This window comes from Sphingomonas sp. BK481, assembly GCF_014194875.1.
In the GTDB taxonomy this organism is placed as follows: domain Bacteria; phylum Pseudomonadota; class Alphaproteobacteria; order Sphingomonadales; family Sphingomonadaceae; genus Sphingomonas; species Sphingomonas aerolata.
In genome coordinates, this window is record NZ_JACIAP010000002.1 from 379,296 (window position 1) to 401,573 (window position 22,278).

Below are 22,278 nucleotides of genomic sequence, written 5' to 3' on the forward strand. Positions count from 1 at the left end.
GCGCGGTTCATCCGATCAGCCGCGCGGCGGCCTTGCGCGCTGTTGCACCATAGGGTGGCTTCAGGCCAGCCAGTTTGGCGACGTCGAACCGCGCCTGCCGGAAGACCGCGCGGGCATGGCTGAACGTACGGAACCCGTCTGCGCCGTGATAGGCGCCCATGCCCGACGGGCCGATGCCGCCGAACGGCAGATCCTCCATCGAGACATGGAGGATCACGTCGTCGAGGCTGACGCCACCCGACACGGTTCGATCGAGCAACCGGCGACGCTCGTCCGCATCGCTGCCGAAGTGATAGAGGGCAAGCGGCCGGTCGCGGCGATTGATCTGGCCGATCGCGTCGTCGATGTCGTCATAGCGACGGATCGGCAGGACCGGACCGAAGATCTCCTCCTGCATCACGATCATGTCGTCGGTCGCGTCGCGGACGATGTGCAGCGGCATCTTGCGCGTATTCGCACCGCTGAGGTCCTCGCCCGCCGGATTGACGATCTCGACCCGCGCGCCCTTGGCCCGGGCATCGTCGAGCCAGTCGTTCAGCCTCGCCATGTGGCGGTCGCTAACCAGCGACGTATAGTCCGCGTTGTCGAGCAATGTCGGATACATCGCGCTCGCCGCCGCGGTCAGCCCGGCCACCACCGCGGGCTCGTCGGCGTCGCGGACCAGCATGTAATCGGGCGCGAGACAGATCTGGCCGGCATTCAGCATCTTGCCGAGCGCGACCCGCTCGGTCGCGCGCGCGATATCCGCCCCCTCACCGATCACCACCGGCGACTTGCCGCCCAACTCCAGCGTCACGGGCACCAGATTGTCGGCGGCCGCGTGGAGGATATGGCGCCCGATCCCCGTCGCACCGGTGAAGAGCAGATGGTCGAACGGCAGGCTGGCAAACGCCTTGCCGACCTCCGGACCGCCCCCAACGAAAGCTAGTTCGTCCGCCGCGAAATACCGCCCGACCAGCTCCTCGAACAGCGCGCCGGTGACCGGGGTATATTCGCTGGTCTTGACGATCGCACGGTTGCCCGCGGCGAAGATGCCCGCAAGCGGCGCCATGATGAGGTTGACCGGGAAATTCCACGGCGCGATTACCCCGACCACGCCCTTGGGCTGATATTCGACCCAGGCCTTCGCGCCGAGCAGCCCCAGCGGAAACTGCACCGCGCGCCGCTCCGGTTTCGCCCAGCGGTCGAGATGCTTGATCGCATGGGTGATCGGCGCGATCGATCCGGCGATGTCGGTGATCATCGACTGCTCGCGGCTCCGGTGCCCGAAATCCTCCGACAGCGCGTCGCAGAACCGCGTGGCGGACTCGCGGATCATCGCCACGGCCCGTTTCAGCCGGTCCTTGCGGACCGACAGCGGCTCGGGCATCGCCGCCATCGACGCCGCCCGCTGCGCCCCCAGGATCGCCGTCATGTCGGTCATCACCATCTCCCATCCGGCGCACCCGCCCGGCCCGGTTTCAATACCAGCGTCATGCCGCCTGCGCCTGCTGCTTCGCAAGCGGGCTGCATACCGGCCTCGCGGAGGCTTGGCGTGACCTTTCGGCGCATTCTATGTGTCGGCGGATGACGCATATGAAAGAGAACGACCATGCGGCGCCCACGCCGCCTCGCCATCCGGCCGCGCGTGCGGCCGGCCTCGCGCTCGGTGTGGTGGCCGGTCTTGCGCTGTTCGCCAGGTTCGCGGCGAACAGCGTGGAACGCCGCGTGCCCGCCGACGGAGCGTTCATCGATATCGACGGGCGTCGGATGCATTATCTCGAACGCGGTACGGGCCCGGCGATCGTGATGATCCACGGGCTTGGCGGGCAGATGCGCAACTTCGGCTATGCGTTGCTCGACCGACTGAGTGCGGATCACCGCGTGATCCTGATCGACCGCCCGGGCTCGGGCTATTCGGCGCCGATCGCGCAGGCCAATATCCGTGCACAAGCCGCGCATGTCGCGGCGTTCATCACCGCGATGGGGCTCGACCGGCCGCTCGTCGTCGGCCACTCGCTGGGCGGCTCGATCGCGCTCGCGCTGGCGCTCGATCATCCGCGGCAGGTTGGCGGGCTCGCGCTGATCGCACCCCTGACCCAGCCACTCGCCACCGTGCCGCAGATCGTCGCAACGCGCGCCATCGCTACGCGAGCGATGCGCAGCGCGCTGGCATGGACGGTCGCCACGCCCGCGGCGTTGTTCGCGCGACCCAGCGGCGCGCGCATGGTCTTCGCACCCGATCCGGTACCCGACGATTTCGCGACACGCGGCGGCGGCGCGCTGATCGGTCGTCCATCGGCCTTTGCCGGAGCGGCGGCAGATCTCGCAGCGGCAAATGCCGATCTGCCCGCGATGGTCGACCGCTATCCTTCGCTGTCTGTCCCGACCGCGATCCTGTTCGGACGCGACGACGCTGTGCTCGATCCGCTGGCCCACGGCCAGGGTCTCGCCAACGCCTGTCCCGCCGCAGCGCTCACGCTGGTCGCAGGCGGCCACATGATCCCCGTGACACGACCCGATGACGTGGTCGCATGGCTTTCCACGCTGAGAAAGCCCGGCGCTCCCGTCTGAGGCCCTCGCAGACCGTCAGCTGCGATACCGGGCCTCTACGAGGTCGAGTTCACGGACCAGCTTGCGGATCGTCGCACTGCCGATCCGGCGATCGCGCGCGAGATCGACGATCCTGCTGCGTTCCGCCTGGAGCGCGACGAGCTTGAAGTCCCGCTCGATCCGGTCCTGCACACGCGCGGCCGCGGACGCCTTGGCAGAACCGCTGCGGCTGTCGATCCGGTCGCGATAGATGTCCATCACCCGGCCGCCCGCCGCCGCATAGAAATCGCCGTCGCCCATCCGTTCGGCCAGCTCATGCTGCGATCGCTCGACCGCGCGGATCGCCGCTTCCGCCGCCGCGACCCGCGCCGCATCCTCTTCCGCGAGCAACGACGGCTCGGGCGGCATCGTCAGGCCGTTGAGGAGGATCGGCAAGCCGACGCTCGCCAGCACCAGCGACACGATGATCACTCCTGCGGCGAGGAATATGGCGAGGTCGCGCGCCGGAAACGCGGTGCCGTCGTCGAGCACGAGCGGGATCGTCAGGACACCTGCCAGCGTGATCGCCCCGCGGACCCCCGCCAACGACATCGCCGCGACCAGCCGCCAGTCCGGGCTGTGGACCGTCACCCCGTCGCGATAGCGTCGGCGCAGCAGCGTCAGCCGCAACGACACCCAGACCCAGACGAACCGCAGGGCGGCGAGCCCGGCGACGATCGCGAGGACATAAGCGGCAAGCCAGCCGGTGCTGTCATGCCCCGTCATCTTGACCGTCGTCCTGGCACCCGCAAGGATCGCCGGCAGCTGTTCGCCGAGCAGCACGAAGATGATGCCGTTGAGCGCGAACTGGATCGTGTCCCACACCGAGTTGCGCCGCATCCGCGTGTTCGGGAGCGCCTGACGTGATATCTCAGCATAGGTCATCGTCACGCCCGCCGCGACGGCCGCGAGGATCCCCGACGCGTGAAGATGTTCGGCGAGCAGATACGAACCAAACGGGATCAGCAGGCTGACGAGGATCTGCGACCCTGATTCCTCACCGAACCGCCGCGATACCCATGCTTTGGCGCGCGTGACCGCAAGCGTCAGGCCGGCGCCCACGACGATGCCCGCGCCGGCAACCCAGATGAAGTTGAAGGCGGCGGAGGACGGCGAGAAGGATCCGGTCAGCGCCGCGGCGATCGCGAAGCGCAGGCAGACAAGGCCTGACGCATCGTTCAGCAGCGATTCCCCTTCGAGGATGTGCATCATCCGCTTCGGGATCGGGACGCGCGCGGCGATCGCCGAGACTGCGATCGGATCGGTCGGCGACACCACCGCAGCCAGCGCGAACGCGACGGCGAGCGGCATGGCCGGGATCATCCAGTGGATGAACAGTCCCATGCCGATCACGGTGATCAGGACCAGCCCCAGCGCCAGTTCGACCACGGTCGAAATGTCCTTTAGCAGCTCGTCTTTGGGGATCCGCCAGCCATCGAGGAACAACAACGGTGGCAGGAACAGCAGCAAGAAGAGTTCGGGATCGAGCGCGACCCGGTACGACGTCGACATACCGATGACCGCACCGAGCATGATCTGCACCAGAGGCGTCGGCACCGGCACGGGGAGCATTCGCGAAATGGACCCGCTCAGGACGACCGCGAGCAGGAGGAACAGAACGATCGATACAGCTTCCAAAAGATACTCCCGCGTGGCGTCGGATCCTTCCTAACCGGCACGCGCCACAAACGACACCCCCTTGGACCGCACGATCGTCAGTCGACCGTCACGAGGCCGGCGGCAAAGGCGATCCGAAGCGCCTCGGACAGGCTCCGCACGCCGAGCTTGTCCATCAGATTGGCACGGTAGATCTCGACGGTCCGCGGGCTCAGGCTCAGCGCATGCGCGATCACCTTGTTCGGCTGGCCGTCGATCAGTCCCATCAGTACGTCGGTCTCGCGCATCGAGAGCCGCGCGATCCGTTGACGCGCCGCCTGGGTCCGGTCCGCGGCCGCGGTTTCGGTTTCGAGCCGCGCAAAACCTTCGTCGACCGTGCGCAGCAGGATGTGCGGATCGCACGGCTTCTCCAGAAACTCGAGCGCGCCCGCCTTCATCGCTTCGACGGCGAGCTGCACGTCGCCCTGCCCGGTCAGGATGATCGGCGCGAAATGCGGTGCGAACGGCACAAGCTTTCGCAACACCTCGAGCCCGGTGGTTCCGGGCATGTGATGGTCGAGCAGCACGATACCCGGATCGAGACTGCTGAGCTCGGCCAGAAACGCGTCCCCGGAGCGAAAGCCGCGGATCAGCAGGTTCGGACGGGTCGACAGCAGCCCCTGCACCGATGCACGGACGGCGTCGTCATCGTCGACGACATAGACGGTACGCATCCAGACATCCTTTCACGGCTTATTCCAAACAGACATGCGGCACGGTGAAGCGAAAGCAGGCGCCACCGCCCGGGGCGTTGAAGCCGACCAGCTCCCCGCCATGCGCTTCGACGATGCGGCGGCAGATCGACAGGCCGAAGCCCATGCCCCCCTCCCCCTTCGATGACGTGAAGGGCGTGAACATCCGCGACAGGATCGCATCGGGCAAGCCGGGACCATTGTCGCAGATGCTGATCTCGACGAGCGCCGCTTTGTTCAACCGCGCCTCGATGAGGACGCCGCGCGCGCCGTCGGGCGATGTCGCCAATGCTTCGAACGCGTTGCGGAGCAGGTTGACGACCACCTGCTGCACCTGGATCCGATCCGCGAGCATGAAGTCGGCGTCGGGGGACAGCCCGAAGCTCAGCTCGATATCGGCATGCTGTCCGCCGGACGTCAGCAACGTGACGGCCTCACGCAGTGTCGCCTCCACGGGCTCGATCCGCATCTCGGACTCGCGCTTGGCGATGAACTCGCGAAGCCGGTGGATGATGTCGCCTGCCCGCAGGGCCTGCGCGTTCGCCGATATCAACGTGGCCTTGAGCCGGTCGCCATCCATGCCGGCGCCGCTGTCGAGGAGCAATTCGGCGGTCGTGACGAAGTTCGCGATCGCAGCGAGCGGCTGGTTGAGTTCATGCGCGAGCGCCGCAGCCATTTCGCCGACCGCGTTCAACCGGATGACCTGCATCAATTCCCGCCGGACGAGGCTCAGCCGCTCTTCCGCGGCGATCCGTTCCGAAATGTCACGGACGAACCCCGTCAGCACGCGTTCGCCGTCGACCAGCGCTTCGCCGACATGCAGTTCTACCGGGAAGCTGCTTCCGTCCGCGCGCCGCGCGGTGGTGAGCCGGCCATGACCAACGCCACGCCGATCGCCCGAGGCCGGATAGCGCCGTAAATATCCCTGCTGCCACGCCTCGCGCTCGCCCGGGATCAGGGTCTGCACGTTCAATCCGATCGCCTCGGCGGCGCTATAGCCGAAGATGAGTTCGGCGGCGGCGCTGAAGGAGCGGATGGCGCCGGCCTCGTCGATCACGATGATCGCGTCGGGCACGGTTTCAAGGATCGACCGCAATTGCGCCTCGCGCACGCGAAGCGCCGCCTCGCGCTCCTCGTGCCGCGTTATGTCCAGCGTGATCCCCGTCGTCCGGATCATGACGCCGGCCTGATCATAGAAGCACCGGGCAGAGCCCTCGAGGAAACGCTGCGTGCCGTTGGGCAGTTTCAATCGATAGGTGAAACTGATGCGCGGTGCGCGCATGCCGACGGTTTCGGCGATCGTGCGCTCGACCTCCGCCAGGTCGTCCGGGTCGATCAACGCCGCCCAGCTCGGATAATCGTGCAGGCTTCCCGCGGGCAGCCCCAGACGCTGCTCGGACCCTGCGGTCCAGGTCAGCGCCCCGGTCGCCACCTCCCATTCGAAGACCCCGACCTCATGCGCGCTGCTGGCGAGCGCGAGACGCTCCTCGCTCTTGCGCAGCGCGGCCTCGATCTCGAGCCGGGTGCTGATATCGGTCATCGACAGGACGAGGGCCGGCGCACGGGCCAGCTTCTCGACCCTGCGCGCCTGCTCGATCACGTGCACCGCGCTGCCGTCGCGTCGGCGCTCGATCAGTTCACGCTCGCCATCGGCATGCGGGCAGCCCGTCGCCAAGCTGCCGTCGGCGGTGCACGACGCGAGCAGTACATGCTTCTGCCTGCCGAGCGCCTCGTGCGCACGCCACCCGTATAATTCCTCGCACCCGCGCGACCAGTGGATGATCCGGTCATCGGTATCGACCAGCGCCATCGGTGCGGCGTTCAATGCCTCGGTCAGCTCGGACAACGCGGCGCGATGCCGCGCTGCGCTCCGCACCGTCCAGGTGACGAGGGCGCTGACCACCACGAAATTCAGGGTGACGGTCAGCAGTTCGCCCCAGACCGCAGACACCCCGGCAAGCTCGATGCTCGCCATTTCCACGAGCGGCGCTAGCACCGGTACGACCAGCAGCAGCGGCAGGACAAGTCGCAACATGTGCCATTCGGGCGACCAGGCACCGGGCTCGTCCAGAATATCACTTCGCCAGGCAAGTACCGCCAGGGCTAGCAGCATCGCGCCGATCGCGGATGGCATGGACGTCGACGACAGATGCCACCCGGTCGCATGCAGGGCCGGGAGCATCGGGATCAGCAATAAGGCTGTGCTTGCAGTCACCAAACTGCCGCCTGCGAGTGCCGCCGCCAGCCGTCCATAAGAGCGGGTTTTTGCCGCGGCTGCGCCGATCGCTACGGGCAATGCGACGAGTATGAGATCGGCGACAATGCCCGGCCCCGTCATCGCGCGATCAAAGGCTTTCCGGACATCGTCCGCAAACAGCCACCCATCGATTCCATGGCTCCCGGCCGGCAGGACCAGTTGGACGAACAGGCGTTCGAGACCGATGGCGATCGGCACGGCGAGCAGCGGCATGGCCCGGCGACTGGAATGTCCGCGTGACAAAATCAGGGTCGCCGCCGCCATGCAGGCAAAGGCAATGCAGCCGAACGGCGGCATTGGCTCGACCAAACCGAACGTCGTCAGCACGGGAATCCGCAGCATCCATCCGATCAACGGGATCGTCGCGCAGGCAAAGACAGCCGCTATGCACCACCCGGCCACAGTACGGCCCGGCTGTCTCATTGTCGAAACGGGATCGTCTTGTATTGAAGTCTCCATGCTATCCGGCAAATATATGCCAATACTGTATTATTACCTAGCTCATTGGCGAATATATTGACCCATAATGACGGGCAGTTCCACCATTATGGTCAGCTGTGAAAAGCCGTCCATCCCGCGACTTCGGAACGACGCGACGATCCGCCCGAGGATAGGCCGGCGCGCCTAAGCATCGGTAAACGTCACCGAATATCAGCCGACGTTCTGGCTCCGCGACGGTCGTGGCCGCGGCCTCAATCCCGTGCCCTGCCCCTTTGACGACGATCAATGCCACGGTTCGCCATGACGGGCAGAGCGATGACCGGAGGAGCCGGCATGACGGACGGGCACGGCACGAAGCAGGACGGCGAGGCGCAGCGCGTCGATCGGGAATCGGGCGACGGCGAGTCGTCCCCGGTTCCAGCGTGTCGTCACTGGCATGTCATCCGCGACGACGATCTTGCGGACCTTTTGTCCGAGCATGCCGATCTGCGCAGCCTGTGCAGCATTCTGGAACATTGCGCAGACTGCTTGCCCGTCAGACCCTCGGCACGTGATGCGGACTGGATCTGTGCGCGACTGGCCTTGGTGACCGAACGGCGCGACGATGGCCTCGAGCCGACGCTCGACACGCTGTTCCGACGAACCCCGTCACAGCCGCTGATCGGCGTGCTGCTCGATCATGTCGCCGCACACCGCGCGACCGACGCCGTCTATGCGCAGGATCTCATCGTCGCGCTTGATCCGCGCTCGATCGAGGCTGACCGGTTCGCGCCCGACATGCTCGGCTATATGCTGCGATGCTTCTTCGACGGCTGCCGGCGTGCCACCGAATTCACCGAGTTGGCGATCCTGACCCTGGGGCATGCCCGCCTCACGCGCGCCGCCAGGATGCGGCTGACCGACAGCCTGGCGCGTAGCGTTTCACCCTGAGCGCAGCCTGCTGTCGCTCCCGGCGTCGCTATGCCGGATCGGCGCGCGCCGCGAGAGCGTCGCGGTCGACAATGGTGATGGCTCTTCCGCCGGGCAAGCCGATGACGCCGCGAGTCTTCAGCTGCGTCATCTGCCGGCTGACGGTTTCGATCGTCAAACCCAATATGTCCGCGATCTGACCCCGAGAAAGCGGGAGGTCGAACGTGACCGGCCCGCTGGGCGTTCCCCTGCAACCGGTCGCCGCGGCACGGATCGCCATATCGACGAGAAACCCGGCAACCTTCTCGCTCGCCGACTTGCGCGCGAGCGTCAGCATGCGTGACCGCGCCTCGTCGAGCGCGGCAAGCGTGCGTTGCAGCAGCAGCCGCTCCATCCGCGCATGATCGGTCAGGACGCGCTCGAACGACGCCCGCGGAAAGATGCACACTTCCGCGTCGGTCAGCGCCGACACGCTGAAATCGGCCTGCCCGGGATAGGGCTGCCCGACAAAGTCGGCGGGGTATAGGAGCCCGACGATCTGCTCGCGACCGTCACCGCTCGATGCGACGAGCTTGAGCACGCCCGACAGGAGATTGGCGCACAGGATATTGTCCTCACCCGCCCAGATCAGCGTCTCGCCACGCCGCACGATCCGCCGCCGACCCAGGGTATTGAGCGCATGCAGTTCGCTGTTGGTCAGGCTTCCGCAGAGCGACTGATCGCGAACTGCACAGTCGACGCAGATGGTTGCAGCAAGCATGACGGCAGATATAGCGCCCGGTCGCCGAATTGACCGCATCAATTCGGCGCCGACTGGTCAATATCGCCGGACGGGCCGGGCAGGATATGTTGCCCGTCACTGTCTACGGCATGTCCGGTACGTCGATCTCGTCATCGGCCGGCAACGAGAATTCATGCCACATGCCGTTCAGCACTCCGAAGCCCAACGCAAGGCCGAGGCCCAATACCCAACTGAAATACCACATTATCTATCGTCCTTGCCGCACGGAGTGATCAGTAGAAATCGGGATTGGTCGCGACCTCGTGCGCCGTGACGCGGCCCCACATCAGCTTGAAGGCCCATGCGGTGTAGGCGAGGACGATCGGCAGGAAGACGACGGTGACGAACAGCATGATCCCGAGTGTCTTTTCGGACGATGACGCATTCCAGACCGTCAGGCTCGAATGCGCATCGATGCTGGACGGCAGGATGTAGGGAAACATCGACAGCCCGACGGTCGCAATGATCCCCACCGCCGATGCCGAGGATCCCGCAAATGCCGCACTCTCGATCCGTCGGCGTATCCCGATCAGCGCGACCACCGCGCCGCCGAATCCCATCAGCGGGGCAATCATCATCCAGGGATGGAGTGCATAGTTCGCCAGCCACGCGCCCGCAGCGATTTCGCTCGTCGTGCGCAGCGGATTGGACGGCCCCGCCGGATCGATGGTCCCGACGATGCGGAACCCGATATCGGTCCAGGCGACGAACGCCCAACCGGCCGCGAACAGGACCAGCGACAGGATCGCGGCCAATGTCCCGAACCGCGTCGCGCGGTCATGGACCGGGCCATGCTCGACCTTGATCGCCAGCCATGCGCTGCCGTGCAAAACCAGCATCGCGACCGACAACAGGCCGCAGATCAGCGTGAACGGCGTGAACAGCCCGAGGAAACTTCCGTCGAAAAAGGCGCGCAGATCGCTGTCCAGCCGGAACGGCGCCCCAGACAGGACATTGCCGACCGCGACCCCGAAGACGAGCGCCGGCACGACGCCCCCGACGAACAGCGCCCAGTCCCATCCGGACCGCCACCGCGGATCCGGCCGCTTCGACCGGTATTTGAACCCGACCGGTCGCAGGATCAGCGCCGCGAGCACGAGGAACATCGCGAGGTAGAAACCGGAAAAGCTGACCGCATAGACGAACGGCCAGGCGGCAAAGATCGCGCCGCCACCCAGGATGAACCAGACCTGGTTCCCCTCCCAGGTCGGACCGACCGAGTTGATCACCATCCGGCGCTCGGAATCGGTCCGTGCGACGAACGGCAGAAGCGTGGCGACCCCGAGGTCGAACCCGTCGGTCAGCGCGAAGGCAATGAGCAACACCCCCATCAGCCCCCACCACAATATGCGCAGCGTCTCATAGTCGAACATCGGATCGTGCCTTTCGGATCAGGCGAAAAGGGGTCAGGCGGGGATCGGATCGGCAGCAACGGGACGCGCGGCGCCGCGCCCTGCCGGTCCGGCATCGGGCACCGGATAGGCATCCTCGTCATGCTCGAACGGCCCCTTGCGGATCGTCGCGAGGATCAGGCGGACCTCGATGACCGCGAGCGTCTCGTAGATGGCGGTGAAGCCGATGATCGTCGTCCACAGCACGCCGCGCGTCAGCGAGGATGCGGCAAGGAAGGTCGGCAGCACGCCCTCGATCGCCCAGGGCTGGCGGCCGATCTCGGCAAGCATCCAGCCCAGCTCGATCGCGATCCAGGGCAAGGGGATCGCGAGCACCGCGAGTTTCAGGAACCACCGCGTCTGCGTGTGCAGGCGGAGCGACGTCAGGACGAACGCCGCCCCGAACAGCGCGATCATCAGGACCCCGATCGCGGCCATGATCCGGAAGCTCCAGAACATCAGCGGCACGTTCGGCACCACGTCCCACGCCGTGGAGGCGATCAGGGCGGGGCTGGCAGTGCGCGGATCCGCGACATGCCGCTTGAGCAACAGGGCGTAGCCCAGGTCACGCTTGTGCGCCTCGAACCGTGCGCGTTGTACGACATTGGCAGGGTCGGTCTTGAGCCGTTCGACCGCGTCATAGGCGACCACGCCCGACGTGATCCGCTCCTGCGCCTTGAGCACCAGTTCGGACATGCCGGTGACGGTGCCGTCGAGGCTGCGCGTCGCGATCAGCCCGAGGACCCAGGGGATCTGAACCTCGTACCGGGTTTCCCGGGCGGCGACGTCGGGTACGCCGAACAGCGTCAGACCGGCCGGCGCGGGTGCCGTGTGCCAAGCCGCCTCGATCGCGGCGAGCTTCATCTTCTGGTTGTCGGTCAGGGCATAGCCGCTCTCGTCACCCAGCACGACGACCGACAGCGACGCGGCCAGGCCAAAGGCTGCCGCCACCGTCATCGATCGCCGTGCCACGCCCTTGTAGCGGTCGGTGAGCAACCAGAAGGCGCTGATGCCCAGCACGACCACCGCCGCGCAGACATAGCCCGCGCTGACCGTGTGGACGAACTTGGCCTGCGCGATCGGGTTGAACAGGACGGCGCCGAAATCGGTGACCTCCATCCGCATCGTTTCCGGATTGAATTTTGCGCCGACCGGATTCTGCATCCAGCCGTTCGCGATCAGGATCCACAGCGCGGACAGGTTGGTGCCGAGCGCCACCATGGCCGTGACGAGCAGATGCCCGAGCTTCGACAGCCGCCCCCAGCCGAAGAACATGATGCCGACGAACGTCGCTTCGAGGAAGAACGCCATCAGCCCCTCGATCGCGAGCGGCGCGCCGAATATGTCCCCGACATAATGCGAGAAATACGACCAGTTCGTGCCGAACTGGAATTCCATCGTCAGCCCCGTAGCCACCCCCAGCACGAAGTTGATCGCGAAGATCCGCCCCCAGAAGCGTGTGATCACGCGCCAGATCGGCCGGTTCGTCATGACATAGACCGATTCCATGATGACCAGCATCATCGACAGGCCCAGCGTCAGCGGCACGAAGAGAAAATGATAGAGCGCGGTGAGCGCAAACTGCAGCCGCGACAGGTCGATGACCCCGAGGTCCATGGAACGGTCTCCCCCCCGGCGAACATGCCGGTTTGGTCGGGGCGTAAGTGGCGCGGCCGGTCAGAACATTGACCGCGGTCAAAGACCAGACGAACGGCAATACGCGACAAGCCTGTCCATGACGGCACTATCTTCGAGCGACCTCGCATCCACCGACCCGACGCCCCGCGCGCGTCGCCAGTGGCTCAAGACCATCGCCCAGGGCGGCCGACGCGGCGATGCGGCGGCGGCGTGGCTCATGCTCGACAGCATTGCCGCAATCGGCTTTGCCGGCGGCCTGGCGGGGGCGATCGTCGCGGTTCCGGCCGGTGCCGCCGCGGTCCTGCCCTGGGCAATGCTCGTCGTCCTGTCCGGCGGCCTTCGCGGTCTTGTCGTCATGCTCGCGACGCGCAGGGGCGCCCGCCAGGCCGAAGACGCCAAGGTGACGCTGCGTCGCCGGATCGTCGCGTCGGCGCTGCACCGCGACCCCGGTGCGCCGACGACCACGGGTGTCCTGATGGCCGCGGTGGTGGACGAGGTGGACGCGCTCGACGGCTATATCGCGCGATTCCTGCCCGCGCGCAAAGCAAGCGCCATCGCACCCTTCCTGATCCTGCTCGCGACCGCGTTGGCCAGCCCCGTCGCCGCGGGCATCCTGGTCGTGACGCTCATACCGTTCATCGTCGCGATGGCGCTTGCGGGGGGCGCGGCCGCGGACAAATCCCGGCGCCAGTTCACCGCGCTGGCCCGGCTGACAGGGCGGTTCGCGGATCGGGTCCGCGCACTACCGGTCGTCCTTGCGTTCGGCGCCGAGGACCGCGAGGCCCGCGCGCTGGGGATCGCCGCAGACGAACTGGCGGCGCGGACGATGGGCGTGCTGCGCGTCGCCTTCCTGTCCTCGGGCGCGCTGGAGTTCTTCGCCGCGCTCTCGGTCGCGCTGGTCGCGGTCTATTGCGGGTTCAACCTGCTCCACCTCCTGCCCTTCCCGGTGCCCGAGCAGCTCGATCTCGGCCGCGCCTTCTTCGTCCTCGCGCTCGCACCCGAATTCTACGCACCGATGCGACGTCTTGCCGCCGCCTATCACGACAAGCAGGCGGCCGAGACGGCGGCGGATCGCCTGATCGCCCTGCCCGCGCCCGCGCCCTCGTCTCCCATGCCGGCGTCGCTGCCATCGACGCCGCACGCACTGCGGCTCGAAATGCCCGCTCTTCCCGCACTGGCGTTCCAGTCGGTCGCGATCCGCTATCCCGACGCGGAACAGGACGCCGTGTCCGACCTGTCGTTCGATGTCCCGCCGGGCCGCATCGTCGTGCTGACCGGACCATCGGGCAGCGGCAAGACCAGCGCGTTGCACCTGCTGCTCGGCCTCGCGCCGCTGGTCGCGGGCGATGTCCTGATCGACGGCGAGCGGCTCCCACCCGGCGGTTCGCTCGCGCCGTCCGCATCCTGGGCTGGCCAGCATCCGTTGATCATCGCCGGCACGATCCGCGAAAACCTGCGGCTTGCCTGCCCCGACGCCACCGACGATGCGATCGACCGCGCGGTGGTGCAGGCCGGTCTTCGGCCGATGCTGATGGCACGCGGCGGCGGTCGGATGGCCGCCGGTCTCGACACGCGGCTCGATGCGCGCGGCGGCGGGCTGTCCGGTGGCGAACGGCGGCGGCTTGCCCTGGCGCGCGCCATGCTCAAGCCGGCACCGATCCTGCTGCTCGACGAGCCGACGGCGCATCTCGATGCGCTGTCGGAGATTGCGCTGGTCACGACGATCGTGGCGGCCTGTCGCGGCCGGACGACGCTGATCGCGACGCATAGCGACCGCCTGGTCGGCATCGCCGATCATGTGGTCCGGCTTGGAGACCCGGCATGACTGGTCCACTCGACAGGTTGCTCGCGCAGGAGCGAGGTGCGCAGCGCCTACTTCTCGCACGCGCCGCGCTGCTCGCCGCAGTGGTCGCGGCAGCGTCGGTCCTGCTGCTCGGGTTGTCGGGCTGGTTCATCACCGCCGCCGCGATCGCCGGTCTGGCGGGCCCGGCGGCAGCGCTCGCGTTCAACTACATGCTGCCCAGCGCGGGGATCCGGCTTCTTGCCATCCTGCGGACTGGCGCACGCTACGGCGAGCGCCTTGCCAGCCACGAGGCGGCGTTCGGCGCGCTCGCGCGGATACGCCCGGCCATCTTCCGCGCGCTCGCAGCACAGCCCGCTGGTACCGCGCTCGCCTTCGGGACGGGCGAGGCGACCGCCCGACTGATCGGCGACGTCGATGCGATGGAGATGCAGTTCGTACGACAGTCCGCGCCCTGGGGCGTCGCCGCGGCGCTGATCACGGGGCTCGGGCTCGTATCGCTGGGCAGCGTCGCAGCCTCGATCGCCACCGCCTGTTGCATGGCGGTGCTCGTGATCATTGCCGACCGGCTTGCCCGTCGTAGCGCGCCGCTTGGCCAAGCGGTGCAATACGTTGCCGGGGCACTTCGCGAGACGTTCGCAGGCCTTGCCGATGCCGCCCCCGAACTGCGATGCTTCGGGCTCGAGCCCTGGGCGGCTGCGCAGGTCGACGATCGAAGCCGTGCGCTCGCCGCGGCGCAGCGTGCGCAGGCAGAAGCTGCCGGATGGCTGGACCTGCTGCATGCGACGGCCGTCGGTATCGCCGCCGCCGGCGCCGCGATCCTTTCGGCGGGATCGGGGGCGCCACGGGCTGCACTGGCGGCGCTGGCGGCGGCGATGACGATCGACGCGGGAACGCCCGTGTTGCGCGCAATGATCGAGCGAGGTCGCATGCGCGCGGCACGCGACCGGCTCGACGATATTCTGGAAACGCACGAGAGCGCAGAGACTTACCTGGAGAATGCATCTCCGCGCGCTTTGCCGAACACGACCGGTCCTAGCCGTAGCGCATTGCACTTCGTCCTGCCGGCGGGGACGTGTCACGTGCGGCGGGGCGATCGGGTCGCGCTGACCGGCCCCTCGGGGATCGGCAAGACGACGCTCGTCGAACGGCTGCTGTCGTTGCGGCCGAGCGCGCCTGGCGAGATCTGGCTGGACGGGCTCGATATCGGCCTGATCCGGGCTGAGATATCGCGGCGCAGCTTCGCCTGGGCACCACAGGATGCCGCGCTGCTGTCGGGGACGGTGCGCGACAATCTGATGCTGGCCAACCCGGATGCCGACGATGCGACCCTGTGGCGGGCGCTGCACGACGCGGTGCTCGACGATCAGGTTCGCGCGCTCGATCACGGACTCGACGCGTGGGTCGGTGAAAACGGCGCACGCCTGTCGGGCGGGGAGCGGCGCCGTCTCGCGGTCGCGCGTGCCTATTGCTCGCTCGCGCCGTGGCTCGTGCTCGACGAGCCGAGCGAGGGGCTGGACGGCACGACCGAAAAGCTGCTCGCGGTCCGACTGGCGCAGCGCCTCGACACGACCGGACAGGGGCTGATCCTCGTGAGCCACCGCCCGGCGCTCGTCGCCCTCTGCCCCCGGCGTTTCGACCTGACACAGGCGGGATCGGACCAGCGTAGCGCCGCCTAGCACCGGCTCCGGACGCTGTCGCTCAGCCCGCCGCGGCCCGCGCGAGCTGCGCCCGATCGAGGATGATGACGCCGCGCCCGCCCGGCAGGGCGACGACCCCGCGGCGCTTCAGGGATGTCATCTGCCGGCTGACGGTCTCGATCGTCATCCCCAGCAGCGCACCGACCTCCGACCGGCTCATCGGCAGGTCGAAGCGGGCCGGGCCCGGCTGACCCATCCGCCGTGCCATTTCCAGCAGGAACGTGGCGATCCGCGCGCCTGCGGCCTTGCGTCCCAGCATCAGCATCCACATCCGCGCATCGTCGAGCGCACCGAGCGCGCGGTGCAGCAACAGGCGTTCCATCGCCGGATGCGCGTCGAGCATGCGTTGCAGCGCCGCGCGCGGGTACACGCACAGCTCCGCATCGGTGATCACCCGGATCGTCTCGTTCGCGGTGTCGGCAAACAGGTCGCCGACGAAATCTCCGGCAAAGGCGAGGCCGACAATGTGTTCGCGACCCTCCGGCCCCGCGCGCATCACCTTCAGCACCCCCGACACGACGGTGGCGCAGATCGCGTTCGGATCCCCGCTCCAGACCAGTACCTGTCCTGCCGGCATCGTCCGCCGTCGGCCGATCCCGTGCAGCGCGACCAGACCCGCGTCTTCGAGCGTCGCACACAGCGCATCGTCGCGTACGTTGCAGGCGGCACAGCGTGGCGGCAGCGTCACGATCGCCCCGCCAGCCGCGCTAGACCGCATGGCTGAAGCGGGCCGACGCGGGCTGCCGGTAGGCGTCCAGGCTGCTCGCAATGACGCGCGCATAGGGAAGCGCGTCTTCGCTCAGGCGGAGCACATTCCCCTCCCAGGCGATCAGCCCGTACCGTTCGAACGGCGTCAGCCGACTGCGAATATCGGCGGCGCCATCCAGCGAGGTCAGGTCTGCCGTGCCCCGGGTCAGGATCGTCTCGATCGCCCGGCCGCGCAGCCTGTCTTCGGGGCTGCGCCGCAGCCCGCGACAGGTTGCAAGGGCTCCGGCATCGATCCGCATGCCGTAGCGCCCCGTATTCTTCTCGGTCTGCAGGATGCGGTCGGGGAAATCGCTGATCGCGCTGGCGCCCAGACCGATCAGGATCTCCGCCGGGTCTTCGGTGAAACCCTGGAAGTTGCGGCGCAGGCCGCCGCTCGCCGCCGCCTGCGCGAGCGCATCGCCCGGTCGGGCGAAATGGTCGAACCCGACCGGATCATAGCCGGCATCGACCAGCATGCGATGCGCCAGGGCCGCCTGCGCAAAGCGCTCCGCCGTCCCCGCCAGCCCGTCCGCGACGATACGTCTCTGGCGCGGTACGAGGTGCGGGACGTGCGCATAGCCGAACACCGCGAGCCGGTCGGGGCCCATCGCGATGCTCTCGACGATGCTGGCCCGCAGGCTCTGCTCGGACTGTCGCGGCAGGCCATACATGAGATCGAAATTGATCGACCCGACACCGGCCTCGCGCAGGAGCGCTGTCGTGCGACAGATATCCTCCGACGGCTGCACGCGCCCGATCGCCGCCTGGACCTGAGGGTCGAGCGTCTGGACGCCGAGGCTGACCCGCGACACCCCTGCCCGCCCGATCGCCCCCGCCCAGTCGCGGTCGAAACCGCGCGGATCGACCTCGACCGATAGTATCGCATCGGTGCAGTCGAACGCCGTCCTGACGCTTTCGACGAGCCGGAGAAACGCCGCCGGCGGAATCGCGTTCGGACTGCCGCCGCCGAATGCGATCCGTCCCACGCGGATGCCAGTCACCCGCTGCGCGACGAGTGCGATCTCGCGTTCGAGCCGTTCGACATAGGTGGCGAGCCGCGCGGCGCGGTTCGCCGCCCCCGTGTTGCATCCGCAATACCAGCATATGTCCCGGCAATAGGGGATGTGCAGATACAGCGAGACGACCGTCCCCGGCACTATGCCCCCCAGCGCCTCCTCCATGTCGGCCGGGCCGACATCGTCGCCGAATTCGGCAGCGGTCGGATAGCTGGTGTAGCGCGGCACGGGTGTCGCGAGCAGTTCGGGGTGATAGGTCCACATGCGATGATGGGTGCGATGTCCCCTTCGACTGGTCTTTGATCGGCATCAAAACCGCGTTTGGCCGTGATCAACGCCCCCGCCACGCCGCACGCCTAGCCCGAACGCATCCCAATCAGGAGTCGGGCAATGAAGCATCTTTCCATCGGCGTAGTTCTAGCCGCCGCCGGCCTCGGCATCGCCACGCCGGCCATGGCGCAGGACCCGGCACCGCGCACCGGTATCAAGGCCGGCGACGTCCTCGTCCGCCTGCGCGCGATCCTCGTCGCCCCGAACGAACGCTCGGGCGGGATCCTCCCGACCTTTCCCGGCGAACGCGTCAGCGTCGACAACAGCGCGATGCCCGAGGTCGACGTCACCTATATGGCCACCGACCAGATCGGCTTCGAACTGATCGCCGCGACGACCAAGCACAGCGCCAGCGGGCGTAGCGGGACGACCGGATCGATCGGCAAGCTGGCTTCGACCTGGGTGCTGCCCCCGACGCTGACCGCGCAATATCACCTCAACCCACGCGGCTCGATCCGTCCCTATGTCGGGGCCGGGCTGAACTACACGATGTTCTGGAACGAGGATGCCTCGGCGGGTCTCGAAAAGGCGGTCGGGCGGACGCGGGTGCGTATGAAGGACAGCTTTGGCTGGGCGGCGCAGGCCGGGGTCGATGTCGACATCACGCCGAAGGTCTTTCTCAATCTCGACGTCAAATATATCGACATCGACACGAGCGCCCGCCTGCGTACGACGGCAATCGGTACGCAGACCGTGAAGATCAATCTCGATCCGCTCGTCTTCGGCGTCGGTCTCGGCCTGAGGCTTTAACCCACGGCCGAGCAGGACCGCGGGCCATCGCACCCGCGGTCCTAGTCGTCGAACGCCGCGACCGAGACGCGGGTGCCACGCAGGAACGCGTCGGCGACGAGCGTGAAGGGGGTCGTGTCGACCTCGCTGCGCCCGTCACGGACCAGGGCGGCGAAACGCGCGTAGAGCCCGGCATATTCGGCATCGTCATGCTCGCTGCTGCCCTCGGGCAGCGTGAGCACCGCGCCGCCTTTGGCGAGACGGAGCGTGCCGGCGTCGGTGTCGACGACGATGTCCCAGCTTTGCGGGCCGGTCTGACGCCAGTCGAGATCCATCGTGATCGGTGTGCCCGACGCACTGCGGAAAGCGAGATCGGCAGCAATGGGCGCGGCACGATTGGCCGGTGTCGACAGCGTCGCGGACTCGAGGAAGAACGGCTCGGGCAGGATCTCCGTCGCGATCGACAGGGCATTGATGCCGGGATCGAACACGCCGAGGCCGCCCGGCTCCCAGATCCACGCTTGGCCGGGATGCCAGACGCGGACGTCCTCGCGCCAGACGATCGACACGCGGTCGATGCGACGGCCGGCAAGCCAGGCCTTGGCGGGTGCGACCCCCGCGGCGAACCGCGAATGCCAGCCGGCGAACAGCGTCGCGCCGGTCTGTGCGGCCTGGGCCTCGAGCGCGTCGACCTCCGCGAGTGTCGCGCCCGGCGGCTTTTCGAGGAACACGTGCAGGCGCTTTTCGAGCGCCATCGTGGCAAGCGAATAGCGCACCTGCGGCGGCGTGCAGAGCGCGATCGCGTCGATCGCCGGACCGTCGGCGAGCAGCGCCTCCAGCGACCTGAAGTTGGCGACGCCCTCGACGCCCGGATCGCGCGGGCTGACGCTGGCGACAAGCTCGAATTCGGCGTTGCCCGCGATCGACGGGAGATGCTGGTCGCGCGCGATCTTGCCCATGCCGACGACGGCGATGCGAATACCCGCCACGCTCAAAGCGCCTTTACTGAGACCGACCGCGGCGCGGCCCTGGTCAGCGTGTTGCGTAGCGGAAGCGTGAAGGGCGCGGCCTCGATCTCGAACACGTCGCCTTCGCGCGTCGTCACGCCCTCGGCGAACGACAGCGTCGCGGTCCCGAAGAAATGGACATGAATGTCGCCCGGACGGCGGAACAGGTCATATTTGAAATGATGCGCCTCGAGATTGGCGATGCTGTGCGACATGTTCGCCTCGCCCGACAGGAACGGCTTCTCCCACAGGACGGCGCCGTCGCGGTGGATCCGGCTCATTCCCTCGACATGCTCGGGCAGCGTGCCGACGAGCAGCTCAGGGCCAAGCGACGCCTGGCGCAGCTTGGAATGCGCGAGCCAGAGGTAATTATGCCGCTCGGTCACGTGATCGCTGAACTCGTTGGCCAGACACAGGCCGAGCCGGAACGGCGTGCCGTCAGCCCCGATCAGGTAGATCCCGGCAAGCTCGGGCTCCTCGCCGCCATCTTCGGCAAAATCAGGCATCTCGAGCGCCGCGCCCGGCGCGACGAGCCCCGAACCGTCACCCTTGTAGAACCATTCGGGCTGCTGACCGCGCTCCCCCGGCCCCGGCTTGCCGCGCTCGACCCCTTCCAGGAACATCCGCATCGAATCGGTCTGCTTTTCCGCATCCGCCGCGGCACGGTGCATCTTGTCGCGTCCCTCGGCCGAGCCGAGATGCGTCAGCCCGGTACCCGTCATGACGACATGCGCCGGGTCGACATGATCGATCGGCGACATCAGCCGACCGGCAGCCAGTTCGGCCGCGATGTCGACACTGGTGCCCGTACCGCAGGCCGCGACCGTCGCGGCAAGATCAAGACCCTCCGCGATCGCGCGCTCGGCAAGCGCACGGACGCTATCTACGCCGGTAACGAAAGCCGCCCCGGCGCTGGTGGCCGCGATTACCGATCGCGTGCCGTCGACGCCAACATGCTGCAACAGGCGCAAGCTCATCATCCTCTCCTTTCCAGGTGCCGCTGTTACGGTTCGCCCGGACGTCATCATGCAGGGAATTGGCGGGTCAACCGGCGACGACGCCGTCGATCAGCCGCGGCGCGTCCGTGTCGTCACGCACGCAGGCGGGCAGCAATTCCGGCAGCAGGTTCTGGTAGGATACCGGCCGCAGGAAGCGGTCGATCGCCAAGCTGCCGACCGAGGTCGTGCGACCGTCCGACGTCGCCGGGAACGGTCCGCCATGGACCATCGCATGCGCGACCTCGACGCCCGTCGGCCAGCCATTGGCCAGGATCCGCCCCGCTTTGCGCTCGAGCAGCGGGATCAGGCGCGACGCCATCCCGGCATCGCCCGCGTCCATCTGGATCGTCGCGGTCAGCTGACCTTCCGCGGCGCGCAGCACGGCATGGAGCTCGTTCTCGTCTGCGCAGCGGACCAGCAGCGACGACGCCCCGAACACCTCATGCCCCAGCGCCTTGTCGCGCAGAAACTGTGCAGCGGTGCTTTCGAAGAACGCCGCCTGCCCCTGTGCGACACCTTCGCCGACCTTGCCCTGTGCGATCGTCTTGACCGCGTCATGGCCCGCGAGCGCCTCGACGCCCTTCTGGTACGCAGCGTGGATGCCGCCGGTGAGCATGGTCGCCGCCGGTGCGTCGGGAAGCGCGGTGGCCGCCGCGGCGACAAACGCATCGAGCCCGTCGCCCTCGATCGCGAGGACGAGGCCGGGATTGGTGCAGAACTGCCCCGCGCCCATCGTCAGCGACCCGACGAACGCCATGCCCAGCGCCGCGCCGCGCGCTTTCAGCGCCTCGGGCAGCAGCACGACGGGATTGATGCTCGACATCTCGGCATAGACCGGGATCGGCACGTCGCGCGCCTGCGCCAGCTTGACGAGCGCCAAGCCGCCAGCGCGCGACCCGGTGAAGCCGACCGCAGCGATCCGCGGATCCTGGACCAGCGTGCTGCCCAGATCATTGCCGGGGCCAACCAGATGCGAGAACACGCCCTTTGGCAGGCCGCAGGCAGCAACCGCCGACGCGATCGCGCCAGCGACCATCGCGCCGGTCGCGGGGTGCGCCGGATGACCCTTGACGACGACGGGGCAGCCCGCAGCGAGCGCGGACGCGGTATCACCACCCGCGGTCGAGAAGGCGAGCGGGAAATTGCTCGCGCCGAACACCGCGACCGGGCCGAGCGGGATCATCCGCAGCCGCAGGTCGGGACGCGGCAAGGGCGCGCGGTCGGGCAGCGCCGGGTCGATCCGGACACCCATCCAGCCGCCGCGGCGCACGACGCCTGCAAACAGCTTCAGCTGGCCGACGGTACGACCCCGCTCGCCCTCGAGCCGCGCGCGCGGCAAGCCGCTCTCGCGCATCGCGGTGACGATCAGCGTGTCACCGAGCGCGACGATCTCTTCGCCGATCCGTTCGAGAAAGTCCGCGCGGGCTGCATTGTCGGTCGCGCGATACGCATCGAACGCAGCGTCGGCGGCAGCGCAGGCCGTCGCCACGTCATCAGCGCCGTGCACCGCAAAGGCCTCGCCGGTCGCGAGCCCCGTCGCCGCGTCGATCGAACGGAACGCGTCGTGGCCGGCCGTCTTGGCCGTCTGGATATCAGTCATGGATAGTAGCTCCC

The 22,278-nt window shown here is 67.7% G+C and carries 19 protein-coding genes; 6 read left to right on the forward strand and 13 right to left on the reverse strand.

Features of this window, described 5'->3' with window-relative positions:
• Positions 1–7 precede the first annotated feature (7 nt).
• Positions 8–1,414, reverse strand: coding sequence for a coniferyl aldehyde dehydrogenase (locus tag FHY04_RS05585; protein WP_409349149.1), 1,407 nt, complete (start codon positions 1,412–1,414; stop codon positions 8–10).
• A 161-nt stretch (positions 1,415–1,575) separates the two neighbouring features.
• On the opposite strand from FHY04_RS05585, the gene FHY04_RS05590 reads away from it, so the two are divergent.
• Positions 1,576–2,553, forward strand: a complete 978-nt coding sequence (locus FHY04_RS05590) for an alpha/beta fold hydrolase (protein ID WP_183935723.1) — start codon at positions 1,576–1,578, stop codon at positions 2,551–2,553.
• A gap of 15 nt (positions 2,554–2,568) precedes the next feature.
• Here FHY04_RS05590 and FHY04_RS05595 read toward each other — a convergent pair whose 3' ends face one another.
• The 3 genes from FHY04_RS05595 to FHY04_RS05605 all read right to left on the reverse strand — a co-directional run bounded on the left by FHY04_RS05595 (position 2,569) and on the right by FHY04_RS05605 (position 7,389).
• Entirely contained in the window at positions 2,569–4,209 is a 1,641-nt protein-coding gene (locus FHY04_RS05595) for a Na+/H+ antiporter (RefSeq protein WP_183935724.1), read from the reverse strand.
• Between the two features lie 77 nt (positions 4,210–4,286).
• Positions 4,287–4,901, reverse strand: a complete 615-nt coding sequence (locus tag FHY04_RS05600) for a response regulator transcription factor (RefSeq protein ID WP_031440397.1) — start codon at positions 4,899–4,901, stop codon at positions 4,287–4,289.
• Between the two features lie 19 nt (positions 4,902–4,920).
• Complete coding sequence (locus tag FHY04_RS05605) at positions 4,921–7,389, reverse strand: PAS domain S-box protein (RefSeq protein WP_183935725.1); 2,469 nt, start codon at positions 7,387–7,389, stop codon at positions 4,921–4,923.
• Between FHY04_RS05605 and FHY04_RS05610 the strand changes: the two genes are divergently transcribed.
• The gene (locus FHY04_RS05610; RefSeq protein WP_183935726.1) at positions 7,361–7,696 is read left to right on the forward strand and encodes a hypothetical protein; all 336 of its coding nucleotides are present in this window, start codon (positions 7,361–7,363) and stop codon (positions 7,694–7,696) included. The two genes, FHY04_RS05605 and FHY04_RS05610, sit on opposite strands and share 29 nt — an antisense overlap.
• 254 nt (positions 7,697–7,950) lie before the next feature.
• Positions 7,951–8,547 (forward strand): hypothetical protein, encoded by a 597-nt coding sequence (locus FHY04_RS05615; RefSeq protein ID WP_183935727.1) that lies wholly within the window; start codon positions 7,951–7,953, stop codon positions 8,545–8,547.
• 28 nt (positions 8,548–8,575) lie between these two features.
• On the opposite strand, the gene FHY04_RS05620 is transcribed toward FHY04_RS05615, so the two are convergent.
• From FHY04_RS05620 to FHY04_RS05635, 4 genes are all read right to left on the reverse strand, one after another.
• Positions 8,576–9,286 (reverse strand): Crp/Fnr family transcriptional regulator, encoded by a 711-nt coding sequence (locus FHY04_RS05620; RefSeq protein WP_183935728.1) that lies wholly within the window; start codon positions 9,284–9,286, stop codon positions 8,576–8,578.
• A 103-nt stretch (positions 9,287–9,389) separates the two neighbouring features.
• Entirely contained in the window at positions 9,390–9,512 is a 123-nt protein-coding gene (gene cydX / locus FHY04_RS05625; RefSeq protein WP_031440400.1) for a cytochrome bd-I oxidase subunit CydX, read from the reverse strand.
• A 28-nt stretch (positions 9,513–9,540) separates the two neighbouring features.
• A complete protein-coding gene (cydB, locus tag FHY04_RS05630) occupies positions 9,541–10,680 on the reverse strand; it encodes a cytochrome d ubiquinol oxidase subunit II (protein WP_183935729.1) in 1,140 nt (379 codons plus the stop codon).
• A gap of 33 nt (positions 10,681–10,713) precedes the next feature.
• A complete protein-coding gene (locus FHY04_RS05635) occupies positions 10,714–12,315 on the reverse strand; it encodes a cytochrome ubiquinol oxidase subunit I (RefSeq protein WP_183935730.1) in 1,602 nt (533 codons plus the stop codon).
• 118 nt (positions 12,316–12,433) lie between these two features.
• Here FHY04_RS05635 and cydD point away from each other — a divergent pair, with 118 nt between their 5' ends.
• Positions 12,434–14,161, forward strand: coding sequence for a thiol reductant ABC exporter subunit CydD (cydD, locus tag FHY04_RS05640; protein ID WP_183935731.1), 1,728 nt, complete (start codon positions 12,434–12,436; stop codon positions 14,159–14,161).
• Positions 14,158–15,816, forward strand: a complete 1,659-nt coding sequence (locus tag FHY04_RS05645) for an amino acid ABC transporter ATP-binding/permease protein (protein ID WP_183935732.1) — start codon at positions 14,158–14,160, stop codon at positions 15,814–15,816. The genes cydD and FHY04_RS05645 overlap by 4 nt, the downstream gene beginning before the upstream one ends.
• 22 nt (positions 15,817–15,838) lie before the next feature.
• Here FHY04_RS05645 and FHY04_RS05650 read toward each other — a convergent pair whose 3' ends face one another.
• A complete protein-coding gene (locus FHY04_RS05650; protein WP_183935733.1) occupies positions 15,839–16,555 on the reverse strand; it encodes a Crp/Fnr family transcriptional regulator in 717 nt (238 codons plus the stop codon).
• Positions 16,545–17,864 (reverse strand): radical SAM protein, encoded by a 1,320-nt coding sequence (locus tag FHY04_RS05655; RefSeq protein ID WP_183935734.1) that lies wholly within the window; start codon positions 17,862–17,864, stop codon positions 16,545–16,547. The genes FHY04_RS05650 and FHY04_RS05655 overlap by 11 nt, the downstream gene beginning before the upstream one ends.
• 126 nt (positions 17,865–17,990) lie before the next feature.
• Here FHY04_RS05655 and FHY04_RS05660 point away from each other — a divergent pair, with 126 nt between their 5' ends.
• The gene (locus tag FHY04_RS05660; protein ID WP_183935735.1) at positions 17,991–18,680 is read left to right on the forward strand and encodes an OmpW family protein; all 690 of its coding nucleotides are present in this window, start codon (positions 17,991–17,993) and stop codon (positions 18,678–18,680) included.
• Positions 18,681–18,721: 41 nt separating this feature from the next.
• On the opposite strand, the gene FHY04_RS05665 is transcribed toward FHY04_RS05660, so the two are convergent.
• The 3 genes from FHY04_RS05665 to FHY04_RS05675 form a co-directional block, all read right to left on the reverse strand.
• Positions 18,722–19,648, reverse strand: a complete 927-nt coding sequence (locus tag FHY04_RS05665; RefSeq protein ID WP_183935736.1) for a Gfo/Idh/MocA family protein — start codon at positions 19,646–19,648, stop codon at positions 18,722–18,724.
• 2 nt (positions 19,649–19,650) lie between these two features.
• A complete protein-coding gene (araD1, locus tag FHY04_RS05670) occupies positions 19,651–20,643 on the reverse strand; it encodes an AraD1 family protein (protein WP_183935737.1) in 993 nt (330 codons plus the stop codon).
• A 67-nt stretch (positions 20,644–20,710) separates the two neighbouring features.
• Positions 20,711–22,264, reverse strand: coding sequence for an aldehyde dehydrogenase (NADP(+)) (locus FHY04_RS05675; protein WP_183935738.1), 1,554 nt, complete (start codon positions 22,262–22,264; stop codon positions 20,711–20,713).
• Positions 22,265–22,278: the final 14 nt, after the last annotated feature.